Here is a 16,559-nt window from a genome sequence, read left to right on the forward strand (position 1 = left end):
CTCGGGGCGCCAAACCCATGAGCATCCATCTGGAGGACTACCAGGACCTCCTCGACGATCTGGGAAACCACGCCACCGAGGTGCTGGAGAGTTCCTGGCAGGAGGCCAGTCGTGCCTTCAGCGCCAGCGGCCTCAAACGCTACTACCTTGAAGGGGCCCGCAGTCTCCAGGCGCTGGGGCGCGGTTCCGAGATGGTCGTCGCCTTCGTGCAGGAGGCGCCGGCACTGGCCCAGGAACTGGGCGAAGATGCCGTTGCGGAACTGCTCGGTTCCGCGATCAAGATGTACTCCAAGACCTCCGCGGCGGTCATCACCCTGGTGATCGAGACTAGCCCGGTCGCGGCCCAGCGGCTTGGCGACTATTCGCTGTTCGAGGGGTATCTGCGCCTGCTGGATAACCTGCTGGGGCAGGCGCCGCGTGGTGTGCGGCCGATGCTGGAACACCTGGACGAGCTGCTGACCCACCTGACGCTGGGCGGTCTGCGGCGCTGGGCGACGTGGGGCGCGCAGGCGCACCGCACGGACCTGGAGGGCCAGATTGCGTACTTCGGTCTGGAGTCGCCGGAGTCACGCTCGGTGTTCCAGAAGGAGCGCCGCGGCACCTTGTTTGTGGACGTGCAGCGCCGCATCAACCTCTACCTGCGCTCGTTGTGGGCACGCGATTTCTTTATGCGCCCGACCAGTGGTGACTTCGAGTCCCGCGAGGGATATCGGCCTTACATCGAGGGCTTCACGATCTTCCTGCCGGATGCCTACGACGATGTCGAGGGCCTGACCGGGCTGGACCTCTATCGCGCGGCGGCCGCGCATGCGGCGTCCCATGTGGTGCATACCCGCGAGATGCAGGCGGAGGAGGGCCCGCGGGGCGTAGTCGGCATCCTGACCGAGCTGTTCGAGGACGCGCGCATCGAGGCCCTGGCGATCGCGGCGTTCCCGGGCCTGCGCCAGATCTGGGTGCCGCTGCACACCGCCACGGCGGAGGATGGCGAGACGCCGCAGTCATTGCTGGCGCGCACCGCGCGAGCCCTGCTCGATCCGCAATACCACGACCCGCATGCATTCGTGCAGAAGGCCGTGCGCGCGTTTGCGGAACGCCTGGACGACCTCGAGGCCGCAGGGCTGGCCCGCGAGCTGGCCGAGGCGCTGGCGTCCGAGTTCCCCGAGCAGGGCTACATGAATCCGGCCAAGGTCGCGCCGGAGGTGCTCTATCGCGACGACAACCGCTATCTCTGGAACTTCGGGCGCGAAGAGGAAGAGGCGGAGGTCCTGGCCGCGCATGGCTCCGGGCAGGAGCGTTTCTATGTCACGCCGATGCAGATGATCAATACGCTGGACGTGCCGAACGCCGGCGACGACGCCCAGCAGATCTTGGTGCTGGCGACCGAGTGGTTCCGCGACGGCGAAGACGAAAGCATCAACCAGCAGGAAGGCAAGGAGCCGATCTCGCTGCCGTTCCACTATCACGAGTGGGACTATCAGATGCAGCTGGAACGGCCGCACTGGGTCACGCTGCTGGAGCGGCGCCCGCGAAAGGGCGACATCGAGGAAATCGAGGCGATTTACGACAAGCACAAGCCGCTGGTCTCGCGCCTGAAGTTCCTGATCGAGGCGATGCAGCCCCAGGGTGTGCAACGCATGCGCAAGCAGCCGGAGGGTGACGAGCTGGACGTGAACGCGCTGGTCGAGGCCCAGATCGACGTCCGCATGCGGCGCCAGCCTGACGAACGCATCTATGTGCGCAATCTGCGTCATGTGCGCGACCTGTCCGTGCTGGTGCTGCTGGACCTGTCGGAGTCGACCAACGAGACGATCGGCGACGGCGAGACGACCGTGGTGCAACTGGCGCGCGAAGCGGCCACACTGCTGTCTGGCGCGATCTCGCGCATTGGCGACCCGTTCGCCATCCACGGCTTCGCCTCCGACGGGCGTCACGACGTCGAGTACTACCGCTTCAAGGATTTCGACGCCCCGTTCGACGACACCGCGAAAGCGCGTCTCGCCGGGATGAAAGGCCAGCTATCCACCCGCATGGGAGCGGCCATCCGCCATGCCGGCCAGTTGCTGCACAATCAGGGCACGGCGAAAAAGCTGCTGCTGATCATCACCGACGGCGAACCGGCGGATACCGACGTGCGTGACCCACAGTACCTGCGTCAGGATGCGAAGCGGGCGGTAGAGGAGGTCGGGCGCAAAGGCGTGTACACCTTCTGCATGAGTCTCGATCCGAACGCCGACGAGTACGTCGAGCGCATCTTCGGGGCCCAGCATTTCATGGTGCTGGACCAGATCGACCGGCTACCGGAGAAGCTGCCGATGCTGTACGCGGGTCTCACGCGGTAAACGATCGTCACGCATGGCCCAGTCCCCTACGCCAAAGGAGTCCGGTCTCCCGCAGGTGATGCTCAAGTCGGAGCTGCCGGCGCACCTGATCCGGCATGCCACGCTGCGTCAGCTGCAGGTGTTCGAGGCGATCGTGCGCCTGGGGAGCTTTACCCGCGCGGCCGAAGAGCTGCATCTGACCCAGCCGACCGTCTCGATCCAGATCAAGAAGCTCTCCACGGCACTGGGGCTCCCGCTGTTCGAATACGTGGGGCGCAAGGCCTTCCCGACCGAGGTCGGTCTGCTGCTGTACGACACCTGCCGCGAGATGCTCGGCGCGCTGACCAACCTCGAGATGAAACTGGCCGAGATGCACGGCCTCAAGCGCGGGCGTCTGCGTCTCGCGGTGATCACCACGGCGCAGTACTTCGCGCCCAGCATCCTCGGTCAGTTCGCCCGGCGGTATCCCGATATCGAGCTGTCGCTGGAGGTCAGCAACTTTGACCGGGTGCTGGAGCGGCTGTCGAACAACGACGACGACCTCTACATCATCGGGCATGTCCCCGAGCGGTTGACTGATGTCGCGGTGCACCCGTTCGCGCCCAATCCGCTGGTGGTGATGGCCAGCCGTGACCACCCGCTGGTCGGCCGGCGCAATATCCCGCTGAAGGAGCTGGAGCAGGAGACGTTCCTGATGCGCGAACCCGGCTCGGGTATCCGCGAGGCGACGCTCAAGCTGTTCCAGGAGCACGGGATCAGCCCGCCCGTGCGCATGGAGCTGGGCAGTAACGAGGCGATCAAGCAGGCGGTGATCGGCGGTCTGGGGATTGCCGTGCTGTCGCTGCACACCCTCAGTGCCGAGGGGGCCGAGGGTCCGGTGGCGCTACTGGATGTGGAACACTTCCCGATCCATCGCCAGTGGCACATCGTCTACCCGAAAAAGAAGGTCCTGTCCGTCGTCGCCCAGACCTTTCTCGACTTCGCCATCCAGGACGAGGCCCGGGTGCGCGGGCAGGTCGAGGACCTGCTGGCCGCGTTCAAGGCCCAGGCCGGCTGAGCGGCGGCCAAGACAGGCCCTGAGGGGTCCCTTGGGAAACGCTGATTGATCGGCGTTTCCCTGCGGCACAGGGACGTGCCGCCGGAATCGACCGCCGTAGGCGGTTGATTCCGGAGCAAGCTGCAAACCCCTTTGCCCGTGCAAAGAGATGCAAGACGATGCAGCGCCGCGTGCGCTGAGAAAGCCGGGATGGCTTTATTCAGCGCTTTCTTTAAAATTCACGCTTTACCCGGCCGCCATCGGCCCGAGTGGGAGAACGCGCAGTGAGCACCGTGACCCGTCCGCGTATCAGCGGTACCCAGTTCATCAACGCCGACGAGGCCCCGCGTTCGCGCCTGAGCCTGAGCGCCTCGCACCGCGACCAGCATCACCCGGTGACCGGGACGGGCAGTGACATGCTCGCCGCCGCGATCGATACCCCGCCGAACGAGAGCTGTGTGGTCTGCGCACCCGCCACGCGCCGTCTGGCCGAGGAACTGTTCGACGCCTGGAACGACGCCCTGCAGACGGGTGACGCCCGCCGCGTGACCGCGTTGTACGCCGACGACGCGGTGCTGCTGCCGACCGTGTCCAATGTCCCGCGCACCAACCATGCCGAGATCCAGGACTACTTTGAGCATTTCCTCGAGAAGAAGCCCTTCGGCACGATCAATACGCGCAACGTGAAGCTCGGCTGCAACAAGCTGACCGACGCCGGCACCTATACCTTCCGCGTGACCGACGGCAACGAGACGCAGGAAGTCCCCGCGCGCTACACCTTCGTCTACGAGAACCGCGACGGGGAATGGAAAATCGTGCACCACCACTCCTCGATGATGCCCACTGCGTGACCCGGTAATCGGTGAACGTTTGTTCCCGGCAGGGCGAGTCGCGATACTGGGCGCTCGCTACCATCGGGAGAAAGGGAATGTCCAAACGCTCATTCGTGATCCTGGCCGCTGCTGGCCTGGCACTGGCCGGTGCCGGTAGCGCGCAGGCCTCCAACAGCGCCGAGCTGGAACTGGACGGCGAGACCTACACGCTGGATGTTCAGGTCTGTGACTTCTCCGGCGAGGCAGACGAGGGCGATCTTCAGACCCTGGTCGGGGATGCCGAGACCGATGATGGCCCGATGCGTGTGTTTGTCTCGCGCAATGAGGTCAGCGGCATGCTGATGCATACGGTCAGCGTTCAGGTCGGGGATGTGATGTCCCCCGAGGGCGAGGTGCTGGAGGCCAACCGCAGCCGTTCCGGCGATCAGTGGTTCTCGGCTGCAGACGGCCCCTCCGAACCCCTGATCCGGATCGACGGTGCGGAACTGGTCGCCGAGGGGCTGTTTTCCGATACCGGAATGACGCGGGATCCGGTCGAGGGGCGCCTGACCGCGACCTGCAACGACCCGGGTGTCTGAGCCAGGCCGCGACCGATCGCAGGCGGCGGTTGCTGCTGCAGTATGCGCAGCCACGGGCGCCCGCCGCGCGACCCCCATTGAGCGTGTCCAGACCCTCTGGAGCGGCTATGGCGAGATCGTTCGCTATCATCTGGAAGACGCGTACGTTCCCACCGTTATAGCCAAGCACATTGTGTTCCCCGATGATCGTCGCCACCCACGCGGCTGGTCGGGAGCGCGAGGGCATGAGCGCAAGCGACACTCCTATCAGGTCGAGATGCACTGGTATCGCGACTGGGCGGGGCGCTGCAGCGACGCCTGTCGTGTCCCGCTTTGTCACCTCGCGCAGGACCTGGGCGATTCCCACCTGATTGTGCTGGAGGACCTGGATGCCGCCGGTTTTCCACTTCGCCACGATCACCTTTCGGTGGAGCAGACCGGCGTTTGTCTGGCTTGGCTTGCGGCCTTCCACGCGACCTTTCTGGGCGCCAGGCCCTCGGGGCTATGGACTACGGGTACCTACTGGCACCTCGCGACCCGGCCGGACGAGTGGGCGGCCATTGCCGATCCCCAGCTGCGCGAAGCGGCCCCAACGCTCGATCAGCGGCTCAATGCAGCGCGCTTTCAGACGCTGGTGCATGGCGATGCCAAGGTCGCGAACTTCTGTTTCAGCGAACGCGGTGATCGTGTGGCCGCGGTGGACTTCCAGTATGTCGGCGGTGGCTGCGGGATGAAGGATGTCGCGTACTTCATCGGCAGCTGTCTGGACGAGGCCGATCAGGAACGCTTCGAAGCAAGACTGCTGGAGGGGTATTTCAAGGCGCTGCGCTCGGTGGTTGCCGCCACGCACGGCACAGGTTTGGATTTGGGCGCACTGGAGCAGGAATGGCGCGAGCTGTTCCCGCTGGCCCAGGCGGATTTCCAGCGTTTTCTGGCCGGCTGGAGTCCGGAGCACTGGAAACGCAATGACTACGCCGAGCGCGTGACACGCAAGGCGCTGGATCAGTTGTAGGCCCGGGCTCTTCGGGCGCCGCGCGGGACGCCCGGAGAGTGGGTTCGGTCAGGAGGCCAGCCGCTTGTACTTGACCCGGTGCGGCTGGTCGGCCTCGGCACCCAGGCGCTTGTGGCGGTCTTCCTCGTATTCCTGGTAGTTGCCGTCGAAGAACACCACGTTGCCATCCTCCTCGAACGCGAGGATGTGGGTGGCGATGCGGTCCAGGAACCAGCGGTCATGCGAGATCACGATCGCGGAGCCGGGGAAGTCCAGCAGGGCCTCTTCCAGCGCGCGCAGGGTCTCCACGTCCAGATCGTTGGTCGGTTCGTCGAGCAGCAGGAAGTTGCCGCCGCTTTGCAGCAGCTTGGCGAGATGCACGCGGTTGCGTTCCCCGCCTGAGAGTTCCTTCATGCGTTTCTGCTGGTCGGTGCCCTTGAAGTTGAAGCGACCGACATAGGCGCGTGACGGCATCTGGAAATTGCCGACCTGGATGATGTCCTGGCCGTTGGAGATCTCCTCCCAGACGGTTTTCTCGTCCTGCAGCGCGTCGCGGCTCTGGTCCACATAGGCCAGCTGCACGGTCTCGCCCAGTTCGATCGTGCCTTCGTCCGGCTGTTCCTGTTCGGCGATCATGCGGAACAGGGTGGTCTTGCCGACGCCGTTCGGGCCGATCACGCCGATCAGCGCGCCGCGTGGCACGGAGAACGACAGGCCCTGGTAGAGCACGCGGTCGCCGAAGTTCTTGGACAGGCCGTCCACCTCCAGCACCTTGTCGCCCAGGCGCGGGCCCGGCGGGATGTAGATTTCCTTGGTCTCGGAGCGCTTCTGGTAGTCGGTGGAGGCGATCTCCTCGAAGCGCTTCAGGCGCGCCTTGCTCTTGGCGCCGCGGCCCTTCGGGTTGGAACGCACCCACTCGAGCTCCGACTCCATCGCCTTCACGCGGGCGGCCTCGGCCTTTTCTTCCTGCTTCAGGCGCTTTTCCTTCTGCTCCAGCCACTGCGAGTAGTTGCCCTGGAACGGGATGCCCTGGCCGCGGTCGAGCTCGAGAATCCAGCCGGCCACGTTGTCGAGGAAGTAACGGTCATGGGTGACCGCGACCACGGTGCCCTGGAACTCCTGCAGGAAGCGTTCCAGCCAGGCCACGGATTCGGCGTCCAGGTGGTTGGTCGGCTCGTCGAGGATCAGCATGTCCGGGCTGGACAGCAGCAGGCGGCACAGGGCCACGCGGCGGCGTTCCCCCCCGGACAGGGTCTTCACGTCCGCATCCCACGGCGGCAGGCGCAGGGCGTCTGCGGCGACCTCCAGCTTGCGCTCGAGGTTGTGGCCGTCGGCCGCTTCGATCTTCGCCTCCAGCTCGCCCTGCTTGGCGGCCAGGGCATCGAAGTCGGCATCGGCCTCGGCATAGGCGGCATACACCTGATCCAGCTCGGCCAGCGCCTCCTTGATCGGGGCCACGGCCTCCTCGACATTGCCGCGCACGTCCTTGCTCTCGTCGAGCTGCGGCTCCTGCGGCAGGTAGCCGATATTGATGCCCGGCTGCGGCCGCGCCTCGCCGACGATCTCGGTGTCCACGCCCGCCATGATGCGCAGCAGTGTGGATTTCCCCGCACCGTTGTAACCCAGCACGCCGATCTTGGCGCCCGGGAAGAAGTTCAGGTTGATGTCCTTGAGGATGTACTTCTTCGGCGGGACGATCTTGCCCACACCGTTCATCGTGAAGATGTACTGCGCCATGATGCTCCTGCGACCAATGCGGTTTGAATGAGGGGCAGGCCATTAACGACCCGCGCTGGGTCCGCACTTTACCATTCCGAGGGGTGCAGGGGCGCATGATCCCGGCGTTAAGCAGCGATTGGGGACTCAGGGCCTGATTGCTGGCGTGACCGGGTCAGTACCCGCTACCAGTGTACTGGTGTTCGGGCGCTGCGTTCCCGGGCATGAAATCATCGCCTTCAGCCCTTGAACTTCACCAGGCGGCTGACCTGGATGTCGGAGATGAAGACGACACCGCTGTGCTGGTTGAAGAAGGGCGTGAACCCTTCGAGGATCGGCTGGACCAGCTCTTCGGGGATTGCGGCGATGATCATGATCAGCACCTCGTCCTCATTGAACATCAGGTGGCCTTCGTGGAAGCCCTGGCTACCCTTTCCGGAGAGGTTGCCAATGATTGTGTAGCCCTTCACTCCGGCGCGGTCCAGCAGATCGGTGGCGAAGGCCTGGTGTTCGCCTTCGAGGATGATCTCGATTTTTTTCAGTGGTTTGAGATTCAGGTCGTTCATGCAGGGTGGTCCTCCACAGCAGGTCGATCGGTTGCGCCTTGCGCGGTGTCGGGCAGGGGTTCGTCGCGCCATTCGCCGTCGACGTATCGGTGCAGTCCGCCGGTTTCGGGGTCCAGGATGACGCACTGCACCCAGCCATTCGCGATCAGGCTGCGCACCTTGGGCACGTTCTCGATGGCCCGGCGCGCGTGGGCGAGCGGCGCCTCGATGAGGGCCAGCAGGCGAACCGGGTCGTGGTAGGGCAAGCCGTCGTAGAGCACGGTCTGCGCGGGCAAGCCGGTGCGCAGGTCCGACAGGTTGCCGGTCATGACCCCGATGCGACAGGCAACGTTGTGGTAGGCCTTGCTGCCGGAGCCGTAGTGTTCATTGTCGACCGCCGAGAAGTAGTGTTCCATGTTGATCCACTGGGCGACGATCAGCGGGCCGGTGAGGATGCTTTCCAGCAGTCGGCCCCTGGGGTCTACCCGGTAGTCGTAGGAATGCAGGAAGGTGCGTCCTTGCAGGTCGGTGGTCTCGGTCCGGTGTCGTTGGCCGATGATGAAGCCCGCATTGCGCGCCAGGCCCCATTCGGGACGTACTTGCGCCCAGTCGACCGTATTGCGCTGCGCCTTGCGCGTGGCCTTGACGGCATCCGCGGCGGGCCCGAGTTCCGGTTCCAGGGTCTGCAGCCGCTCGCGGGCCGCGAGGCGCGTAGCTGAGCGCAGGCCGTTGCGCAGGCGTTCGAGGTAGACCAGGTGGCTGGCCGGCAGCAGATCGAGATCGTGCAGCCGGATCTCGTCGGAGGTGGTGTTGTGCATGGCCGGCAGAAACCACGCGTCATCCGGGATGTCGATGCCCTGGGCACGCAGCCGTCGGCGCACCTCCGGCTTGTTGCCCATGTGCGCGAGTACTCGGGCGCTGACGATCCCGTGGCTGCCTCCGCAGGCGCCACAGTCGAGCGCTGATTCGTAGGGGTTGTTGTCCGACCGGCTGCCATGGCCGGTAAGGATGATGAAGCGCGAGAACTGTTCGGTCAGGCCGATCGAGCGCAGCGCCTGGGCGACGAAGTAGGTCTGCTCGTCCAGCGAAAACCCGATCCGGCCCAGGCGCTCCAGCTGCATCTGCGCATAGGAACGGTTGATGCGGTAGTCATCTTGCAAGGTCTTGATGAACGCCGACTCGTCACTCTCGTTCAGGCCAAAGTCGCGGGCGAAATGGGTTTGTCCGCTGCGGTTGCCCAATGCCGTCTCGCGCAGCTCGCGGATCATGGCATCGGTGATGGCTTCACGCTCGATGTCGAACGCCTGGTGGATCGCCTGGACGATGATGGCCCGTTGCTGGGCGCGAACGACCGAGTCCGCCTGCTCGCGGGTGAGTTTGTCGACCATCAGGCGGGTCGAGGGCTGGTCCGCTTCGATCCTGTCGCGCCATCGGTGGTAGGCCGCCGGAGCGATGGTCTTGCCGATCATGTCAAAGCCGAACAGCAGGCCAATGGCCTCGACGGTGAAGTACGGCGAGAGAACGGAGTTCTTCAGGTCGTGCAGCAGATGCTCGGCCGAGGAGTACAGGTCGAGGTCGGGCGGCTCGGCACCGGTGGTGACTTCCAGTACGACATTCCTGGGTGTAACGACGACCGGACAGAGGTGATCCTCGCTGCCCTTGCCAAGCGCGATAAAGCTCACCGGGACGCCGAAGAAGCCGGCAATGCCGTAGGTCTGGTAGTCGCCGATGGTCTCGAGTTGACGGCGCACGCGTTCGGAGCGCACGTCGATGCAGAAGAGCAATTGCGCGAACGGGCGTTTCGCGCGCGGCGCGGGCGGTTCGAGCCGCAGGCTGGACAGCATGCTGCGGCGGTAGGTCGCCTCCATGGCTTCCAGCCAGACCATACCCTCGTGCTGCTCGAAGTCGCCCAGCTGTTCAAGCACCGCGGCGAGTTGGCTGCGATCGAGATCGGCAAACAGCGACGGATTGCCAGTGAGCGAGGCCAGCGAGCCGAGGGCGCGGGCCTGCTCGCGGCCTTCGGCGCGGCGCTTGGCCGGCAGGTATTGGTCCAGCTGCCGGGCGATTACGTTGGATTTGCCGCGCGCAATGACGGCCTCAACGGTCTCGGCGTAGGCGGGCAGTACCCCGCCGCCGAAAAACTCGCGGCGCAGGTAACACTCGGCGGGGCGCTCATGGAGGAGTGTTTCGAGGGCCTCGCGGTCGCCCGGCATGTTGTGGCGACGGCTGTGTTCGCGGATCAGGGACAGCCCGAGCACCAGGCGGATGGCGAGAAAATCAATCAGGTCGGCCGGGTGCTCGCGTGCCCAGTGATAGTGGTTTGCCGTCGAGCGCCAGCGGATGAAGCCGGCCCAGCCGTGCAGGCGGGTCAGTTCGCGCACGATCAGATCGGGCCAGGTCTCTTCGGGGATGCCGATCTCGCCCAGGACATGGGCGATGATCGCCTCGGGGCTGTCGTGGTCTGCCAGGATCGTTTGGGTGTGCAGGCCAAGCAGGAACAGGCGCGGGTGGTGATGGACGATCGTCTTCCATGCGGCAAACAGGCCGTGTTCGCGGCCGGGCATCTGCCATGCCGACTGACCCTCGTCGAAGTAGTCCAGGCAGATCCTGGTGAGCTGTTCGTCCAGCGTGGCGCCGATACGTGTGCCGAACAGCGAATCGAGTGCCTCGTAGAGCGGCTGCATGACCGGAAAGGCGGCATGCAGCCGTTCGGCGAGCGCGCCGGTATCGGTCGCAGAGGGGGTGTGTTCGCGGCCGTTCAGGGCGGCCGCCACGTCGTCGATATTGGCGAGCGTGCGCGGTGTGATGACCGGATCATGGCATTCGGTCAGCAGCGTGCAGAGCAGGTCGATCCCGCCGATCGCCTGGAGGGCCGGGCGGTTCTCGAGGGCGGCATCGACGCGTGTCTCGAGGGTGTCGCGGTCCACGCGGCCCTCGCGGAACAGGCGCTGGTAGTCGGCTCGTGGCAGGAATCCCCGCCCGTGAAACAGCTCTTCGCCGCGCCGGACGGCTTCCGGGAACGGCAGGTCTTCCAGCCCGTGGAGCGGGTTGTGATGGATGAAGGTGCGCATGGGCCAGAAGTTGGGAATGGGCTCGGCCGCCATGTGCACCATCGAGCGGATCTTGAGCTTGCGTCCTAGCGTCAGCTTCACAGGACACCTCCAGTCCACAGCAGGCCGGACACCACCAGCAATACCACCAGGCTGGTGAAGGTCCATGTCGTGGTGGCCGACAGGTCCTCGGCGATGGGGCCGCTGCGCGGGCCGAACACCGTGCCTTGCAGCAGCCGCGCTCCCGCCCAGCTCCACAGCAACCAGGTCAGCAGCACCCCGAGGGCGATCCCGGGCGTGGCGCCACCCAGCAGCGCCAGCAGGGCAAAGAAGCCCGGGAACAGTGGCAGGGCCATGGCTGCCAGCGTGGTCACCACGATCACACCCGACAGACGCGGAAGGTCGCGGGCCAATCCGCCATGCAGTCCGGTATAGGCCGCCTCCAGCCGCCGAGCAAGCGCACTGCGTACCAGGAGCATCAGAACCGGAGCGGCCGACATCGCGAGGGCGAAGCCGATCACGTTGGCATCAGACGGCCGCTGCATCACGAACAGCCATACCAGGGGCCAGGCGGAGCTTGCCAGCATGGCCGCCCAGCGCCCCGCCTCGCGTATGGTCAGCAGGCGAAAGGCATACAGGATCGCACTGAGGATCGCCCAGGCGACAAGCAATCCGCCGGCCGGTGCCAGATCGCCCCAGAGGATGATCGCGACGCCGATCTGCGGCCAGGCGATGAAGAGTGCCACCTGCACGTAGGTGCTGGTGATGCGCGCGGCAAGGGCATTGAACGCCAGGCTCATCGGGAACAGTGGCAGGAAGACTGCCGCGAGGAGGATCAGCAGAACGGACATCTCAACCCCACCTCAGCCAGCTATTCAGGCGCCGGGACAGCGCCAGCATCGAGACCGTCATGCGGTTGTAGAGGTCTGCGACATAGAACTCGTGGGAGAACAGCGAGTACAGCGTCAGCCAGGTGCGTCCATGTTCCCTGTCGACCCGCTGGCGGCGCACATGGGTCAGGTAGGCACCCAGCCAGCCGGCCACCATGACCAGCGCCAGCAGCACGATGAGCACGCCGAAGGTGATCTGATCAATGCCCGCCGCGGCATAAAGCGCTTCGCGGAACTCGGTATCTGGATACAGGAAACTCTCGAAGCTGTGTCCGATGACGCTGTAGCCGACCACGATCACCGCGAACGACAGCACGATCAGGGCCATCATGCGCAAGGGGTTCTCGGTATCCAGCCGGTGCGAGGCGAAAAGCACCTGGACGCCCGTGATCCAGCCAAAGAACAGGAGCACGATCGCGCCCTGTTTCTGGAAGAAGTCCGGGGCCACCCAGGCATGTGCCAGCACCAGGATCACCAGCGGCACGATCAGCATCGCAGCCCCGATCAACAGCCACGGCAGTCGGGCGGGGGCTGGCTTGCGTTCGACCAGGAAGTCATAGAGCGGGTCGTTGGGCACGCCGTCGTGCTTGCGTGCGGCGCCAATCACCTTGCCGGCGCCGAGGAACAGGGTGCCCTTGAACAGGCCGTGGGCAATCAGGTGGAAGATCGCCAGCGCGAACGCACCCGCACCGGTCTCCATGATCATGAAGCCCATCTGGCCGACCGTAGAATAGCCCAGCGACTTCTTGATGTCGTTCTGCGCGAGCATCAGCATCGAACCGAGCACCGCCGTGAACAGGCCCACGACGAACAGCAGATGCAGAACCTCGCTGCTGTGGACGAATACCGGCGCGAAGCGATTGATGATGATGCCGCCGGCGTTGACGATCCCCGCGTGCATCAATGCCGAAACCGGCGTCGGGCCCTCCATGGAATAGGGCAGCCAGGTGTGCAGCGGGAACTGGGCGGATTTGGCAAAGGCTGCCAGGGCCACCAGGAAGGCCACGGTTCCGGCGACCGGCAGGTCCAGGAACGTACGGGCATCCGGCGTCGCTTCGATGCGGGCGAACAGGGTGGGGAAGTCCAGCGCCCCGTAGGCCTGGAACAGCACCATCGCGGCCAGTACCAGCGGCAGGTCACCCAGGCGATAGGTAATGAACGTCCAGAACGCGTAGCGCTGCGCGTTGACGGGTTCGGTGTTGTGCGCCAGCAGGAAATAGAGGAAGACGCCGATCAGATGCCAGGCCACCAGCAGGGTGATCAGATCGCCGGCCATGACCATCAGCAGGATCGAGCCGGTCATCAGGTCCAGCAGCATGAAAAAGCGGGCGTAGCCCGGCTCCTCGATCATGTAGCGGATCGAGTAGATATGGACCACCAGGCTGATGCCGGCGACCACCAGCGCCATGATCGCGCTCAGCGGGTCGATCTGCAGACTGCCCCAGCCGCCGGCCATGGCCGTCCACTGCGGCCCTGTGTCTCTGGCGATGTAGGTGATCAGTTGGAAAACGGCCACCAGCACCACGACCAGGTTGATGCCGACACTCAGTTGCGCAACGCGCTTGCCCCGCCGGGCACCAAACAAATGGACCAGTAACGCCGAAAGGAAGGGGAGGAAAGGGATCAGCCACTGCGTCTCGATCATTGTCTCGACCTTGGTTGGCGCTGTTGACTGCCCGTCGGGGTGTTGACTTCGATGTACCGGATAATAGGTAAAGAAATATCCAAAAACACGCCGTCCGGATACAAAACAGGTGGGCCGATTGCAAACTCTGGCCCTTCATCACGGGAGACGTACGCGGGGCCCGGCGGGTTGTCCGGCGTGAGCCAGTCGCTGACGGTGGCGGCCGGGGCGGGCTGTCGGCTCGGGGCTCCTTTACTGGTGCGGGTTAAAGCCCCTGCGGCGCAACAGGGCCTTCTCGATTTCCACCAGGACAAAGAGGATCAGGCCGAAGGCGAGGATGCGCAGCCATTCTTCCGCCCCGATGGGGGTGGTGCCGAACAGGAACTGCAGTGGCGGGGCGTAGGTGAACAGGCCCTGCAGCACGACCAGTACGGCGACGGCGATCAGGACGGGGCGGCTGCCGAACAGGCCCTCCCGGTTGAGTGCCGGTTCCAGGATGTAGCGGCTGTTGAACAGGAAGAACAGCTGGCCCATGACCAGCGTGTTGATGGCGACAGTGCGGGCGACCTCGTCCGGTACGCCCTGTTGTTCCAGCCACAGGAAGTGGCCGAAGGTGCCGGCGACCAGCAGCGCGGAGACGAAGACCACGCGCCAGATCAGGAAGCCCGAAAGCAGGGGCGTGTTGGGCGGGCGCGGCGACCGGCGCATGGTGCCGGGTTCGGTCGGCTCGAAGGCCAGGGCCAGCGCGAGGGTGACGGCGGTCACCATGTTCACCCACAGGACCTGCACCGGGGTTAGAGGCAGGGTGAGGCCCAGCAGGATCGCAGCGACGATGGTGAAGGCCTGGCCGCCGTTGGTAGGCAGCAGGAACAGGATTGCCTTCTTCAGATTGTCGTAGACGGTGCGGCCTTCCTCGACCGCGTTGGCGATGGAGGCGAAGTTGTCGTCGGCCAGCACCATCTCGGAGGCTTCACGTGCGGCCTCGGTGCCCTTGACGCCCATGGCCACGCCGACATCGGCGCGCTTGAGCGCGGGGGCATCGTTTACGCCGTCGCCGGTCATCGCCACCACGTCCCCGTGGCGCTGGATGGCCTGTACCAGGCGCAGCTTGTGCTCTGGAGTGGCGCGGGCAAACACATCCACCCGGCGAACCATGGTCTTGAGGTCGTCGTCCGAGCTTTTTTCCAGCTCGTGGCCGACCACTACGCCGCCCTCGGTACTGATGCCCAGTTCATCGGCGATGGCGCGCGCGGTCACGCCGTGATCGCCGGTAATCATCTTCACGCGGATGCCGGCTTCTTTACAGTGGGCCACCGCCTCGATCGCCTCTTCGCGCGGCGGATCAATGATCCCGCAGACGGCAACCAGGGTGAGTCCGCCGTCCTCGACGTCAGCGAATTCCAGCTCGCGGCGGTGGTTCTCCATGCGCCGCGTGGCCAGGGCGAGCAGGCGCTGGCCACGCGCGGCGACGTCGTCCATCCACTGTTGCCAGTGTTCGGCGTCCAGCGGCTCTTCGCCGTCGGTCGTGCGCTGGTGGCTGCAAACGGCCAGCACCCGTTCCGGCGCGCCCTTGAGAAAGAGAAAGGCGCCCCCTTCATGATCGTGGTGCAGGGTGGCCATGAACTTGTAGGACGACTCGAAGGGGATTACGTCGTCCCGCACAAAGAGCTCGTTGATTTCCTTCGGCTCCAGGCCACCCTTCATGGCTGCGGCGATCAGGGCGCCCTCGGTCGGGTCGCCTTCCATGGTCCACTGGTCGTCCTTCAGATAGACCTCGGCGTCGTTGCACAGCAGGATGCCGCGCAGGGTCTCGGCCAGCAGGGGATCGGCCTCCGGGTCGGCCTCCTGGCCGTTGCAGGTGATCCCGCCATGTGGCTCGTAGCCCACCCCACCCAGCTCGTACTCCGCCTCGGTGGTGATGATGCTCTTCACCGTCATCTCGTTGCGGGTGAGGGTGCCGGTCTTGTCCGAGCAGATGGTGGTGACGGAGCCCAGGGTCTCGACCGCCGGCAGGCGGCGGATGATCGCGTGGCGGGCGGCCATGCGCTGCACCCCGATCGCCAGCGTGATGGTCATGATCGCCGGCAGGCCCTCGGGGATTGCCGCCACCGCCAGGCTGACCGCGGCGAGAAAGGTCTCGACAAGGTCGTAGTCGCGTACCCAGTAACCAAAGGCGAAGGTCGCCGCCGCCAGTATGCCGATGGCCACCGACAGCCAGCGGCCGAACTCGGCGATCTGCCGCAGCAGAGGGGTGGTCAGGGTCTCCACCTCGCCGATCAGGGTGGAGATGCGGCCGATCTCGGTATCGGCCCCGGTGCCGACCACGACGCCGCGCCCCTGGCCGAACGCGACCAGCGTGCCGGAGTAGGCCATGGAACGACGATCGCCCAGGTCGGATTGGGTCTCCACCGGATCGGTCTGCTTGTCGCTGGCCACCGACTCGCCGGTCAGGGCGGCCTCGTCGATGCGCATGTTGTGTGCCGCGATCAGGCGCAGGTCGGCCGGGACGCGATCCCCGGCCTGGAGATAGACGATATCGCCGGGGACCAGCGTTTCTGCAGGGATGCTGCGGCGCTGGCCGTCGCGCAGTACCAGTGCCCGGGGCGAGAGCATCCCCCGGATCGCATCCAGTGCCTTCTCCGCCTTGCCCTCCTGGATGTGGCCGATGATGGCGTTGATCAGCACCACCCCGAGGATCACGCCGGTATCCAGCCAGTGACCGAGAAGGGCCGTGCCCAGGGCAGCGGCGATCAGTACGTAGATCAGTACGTTGTGGAACTGCGTCAGAAAACGCAGCAGCGGGCCGCGGCGCGCGGCCTGGGGCAAGCGGTTGTACCCGTGTTCTTCCAGACGCTGGCGAGCGGCTTCGGCGTCCAGCCCGTGGGCATCAGTGCCGAGGGCGTCGAGGGCATGGTCGACGGACAGGTCGTGCCAGTTGCGGGGGCGTTCGCGTTCGCTCATGCGTCTCCCTGATGCATGACCACTCGGGGGGTTGCCAG

Annotated in this window: 11 protein-coding genes; 5 read left to right on the forward strand and 6 right to left on the reverse strand. The window is 65.3% G+C overall.

Annotated elements, in window-relative coordinates; all coding sequences use genetic code 11:
- The first annotated feature begins 17 nt into the window (after positions 1-17).
- The 5 genes from F579_RS0101205 to F579_RS0101225 all read left to right on the forward strand — a co-directional run bounded on the left by F579_RS0101205 (position 18) and on the right by F579_RS0101225 (position 5,756).
- Positions 18-2,339 (forward strand): nitric oxide reductase activation protein NorD, encoded by a 2,322-nt coding sequence (locus F579_RS0101205; RefSeq protein ID WP_019024640.1) that lies wholly within the window; start codon positions 18-20, stop codon positions 2,337-2,339.
- A 58-nt stretch (positions 2,340-2,397) separates the two neighbouring features.
- Entirely contained in the window at positions 2,398-3,375 is a 978-nt protein-coding gene (locus F579_RS0101210; protein WP_018138841.1) for a LysR family transcriptional regulator, read from the forward strand.
- Between the two features lie 263 nt (positions 3,376-3,638).
- On the forward strand, positions 3,639-4,205 hold the full coding sequence (locus F579_RS0101215; RefSeq protein WP_019024639.1) for an SgcJ/EcaC family oxidoreductase: 567 nt from the start codon (positions 3,639-3,641) through the stop codon (positions 4,203-4,205).
- A 77-nt stretch (positions 4,206-4,282) separates the two neighbouring features.
- Positions 4,283-4,765 carry a hypothetical protein gene (locus tag F579_RS0101220; RefSeq protein WP_019024638.1) on the forward strand — a complete coding sequence of 161 codons (483 nt, stop codon included), beginning with the start codon at positions 4,283-4,285 and terminating at the stop codon, positions 4,763-4,765.
- Positions 4,758-5,756 carry a phosphotransferase gene (locus F579_RS0101225; protein ID WP_026301074.1) on the forward strand — a complete coding sequence of 333 codons (999 nt, stop codon included), beginning with the start codon at positions 4,758-4,760 and terminating at the stop codon, positions 5,754-5,756. The genes F579_RS0101220 and F579_RS0101225 overlap by 8 nt, the downstream gene beginning before the upstream one ends.
- Before the next feature lie 48 nt (positions 5,757-5,804).
- Here F579_RS0101225 and ettA read toward each other — a convergent pair whose 3' ends face one another.
- The 6 genes from ettA to F579_RS0101255 all read right to left on the reverse strand — a co-directional run bounded on the left by ettA (position 5,805) and on the right by F579_RS0101255 (position 16,521).
- Positions 5,805-7,472: an energy-dependent translational throttle protein EttA gene (gene ettA / locus F579_RS0101230; RefSeq protein WP_018174432.1), complete on the reverse strand. Its 1,668-nt coding sequence runs from the start codon at positions 7,470-7,472 to the stop codon at positions 5,805-5,807.
- A 218-nt stretch (positions 7,473-7,690) separates the two neighbouring features.
- Entirely contained in the window at positions 7,691-8,017 is a 327-nt protein-coding gene (locus tag F579_RS0101235; protein WP_019024636.1) for a P-II family nitrogen regulator, read from the reverse strand.
- Positions 8,014-11,148, reverse strand: a complete 3,135-nt coding sequence (locus F579_RS0101240; protein WP_019024635.1) for a DUF2309 domain-containing protein — start codon at positions 11,146-11,148, stop codon at positions 8,014-8,016. Before F579_RS0101240 ends, F579_RS0101235 begins: the two co-directional genes overlap by 4 nt.
- Positions 11,145-11,897, reverse strand: coding sequence for a hypothetical protein (locus F579_RS0101245; RefSeq protein WP_019024634.1), 753 nt, complete (start codon positions 11,895-11,897; stop codon positions 11,145-11,147). The genes F579_RS0101240 and F579_RS0101245 overlap by 4 nt, the downstream gene beginning before the upstream one ends.
- Position 11,898: 1 nt before the next feature.
- Positions 11,899-13,581, reverse strand: a complete 1,683-nt coding sequence (locus F579_RS0101250; RefSeq protein ID WP_019024633.1) for an NADH-quinone oxidoreductase subunit L — start codon at positions 13,579-13,581, stop codon at positions 11,899-11,901.
- Between the two features lie 231 nt (positions 13,582-13,812).
- On the reverse strand, positions 13,813-16,521 hold the full coding sequence (locus F579_RS0101255) for a cation-transporting P-type ATPase (protein ID WP_019024632.1): 2,709 nt from the start codon (positions 16,519-16,521) through the stop codon (positions 13,813-13,815).
- Positions 16,522-16,559 lie beyond the last annotated feature (38 nt).

Origin of the sequence: Thioalkalivibrio sp. ALJ21, from assembly GCF_000378605.1 — a bacterium.
Lineage (GTDB): Bacteria > Pseudomonadota > Gammaproteobacteria > Ectothiorhodospirales > Ectothiorhodospiraceae > Thioalkalivibrio.

Coding starts and splice junctions, on each gene's coding strand:
- F579_RS0101250 (WP_019024633.1), bottom strand. CDS start 13,581: ATGATCGAGACGCAGTGGCTGATCCCTTTCCTCCCCTTCCTTTCGGCG.
- F579_RS0101245 (WP_019024634.1), bottom strand. CDS start 11,897: ATGTCCGTTCTGCTGATCCTCCTCGCGGCAGTCTTCCTGCCACTGTTC.
- ettA (WP_018174432.1), bottom strand. CDS start 7,472: ATGGCGCAGTACATCTTCACGATGAACGGTGTGGGCAAGATCGTCCCG.
- F579_RS0101255 (WP_019024632.1), bottom strand. CDS start 16,521: ATGAGCGAACGCGAACGCCCCCGCAACTGGCACGACCTGTCCGTCGAC.
- F579_RS0101220 (WP_019024638.1), top strand. CDS start 4,283: ATGTCCAAACGCTCATTCGTGATCCTGGCCGCTGCTGGCCTGGCACTG.
- F579_RS0101205 (WP_019024640.1), top strand. CDS start 18: ATGAGCATCCATCTGGAGGACTACCAGGACCTCCTCGACGATCTGGGA.
- F579_RS0101210 (WP_018138841.1), top strand. CDS start 2,398: ATGCTCAAGTCGGAGCTGCCGGCGCACCTGATCCGGCATGCCACGCTG.
- F579_RS0101235 (WP_019024636.1), bottom strand. CDS start 8,017: ATGAACGACCTGAATCTCAAACCACTGAAAAAAATCGAGATCATCCTC.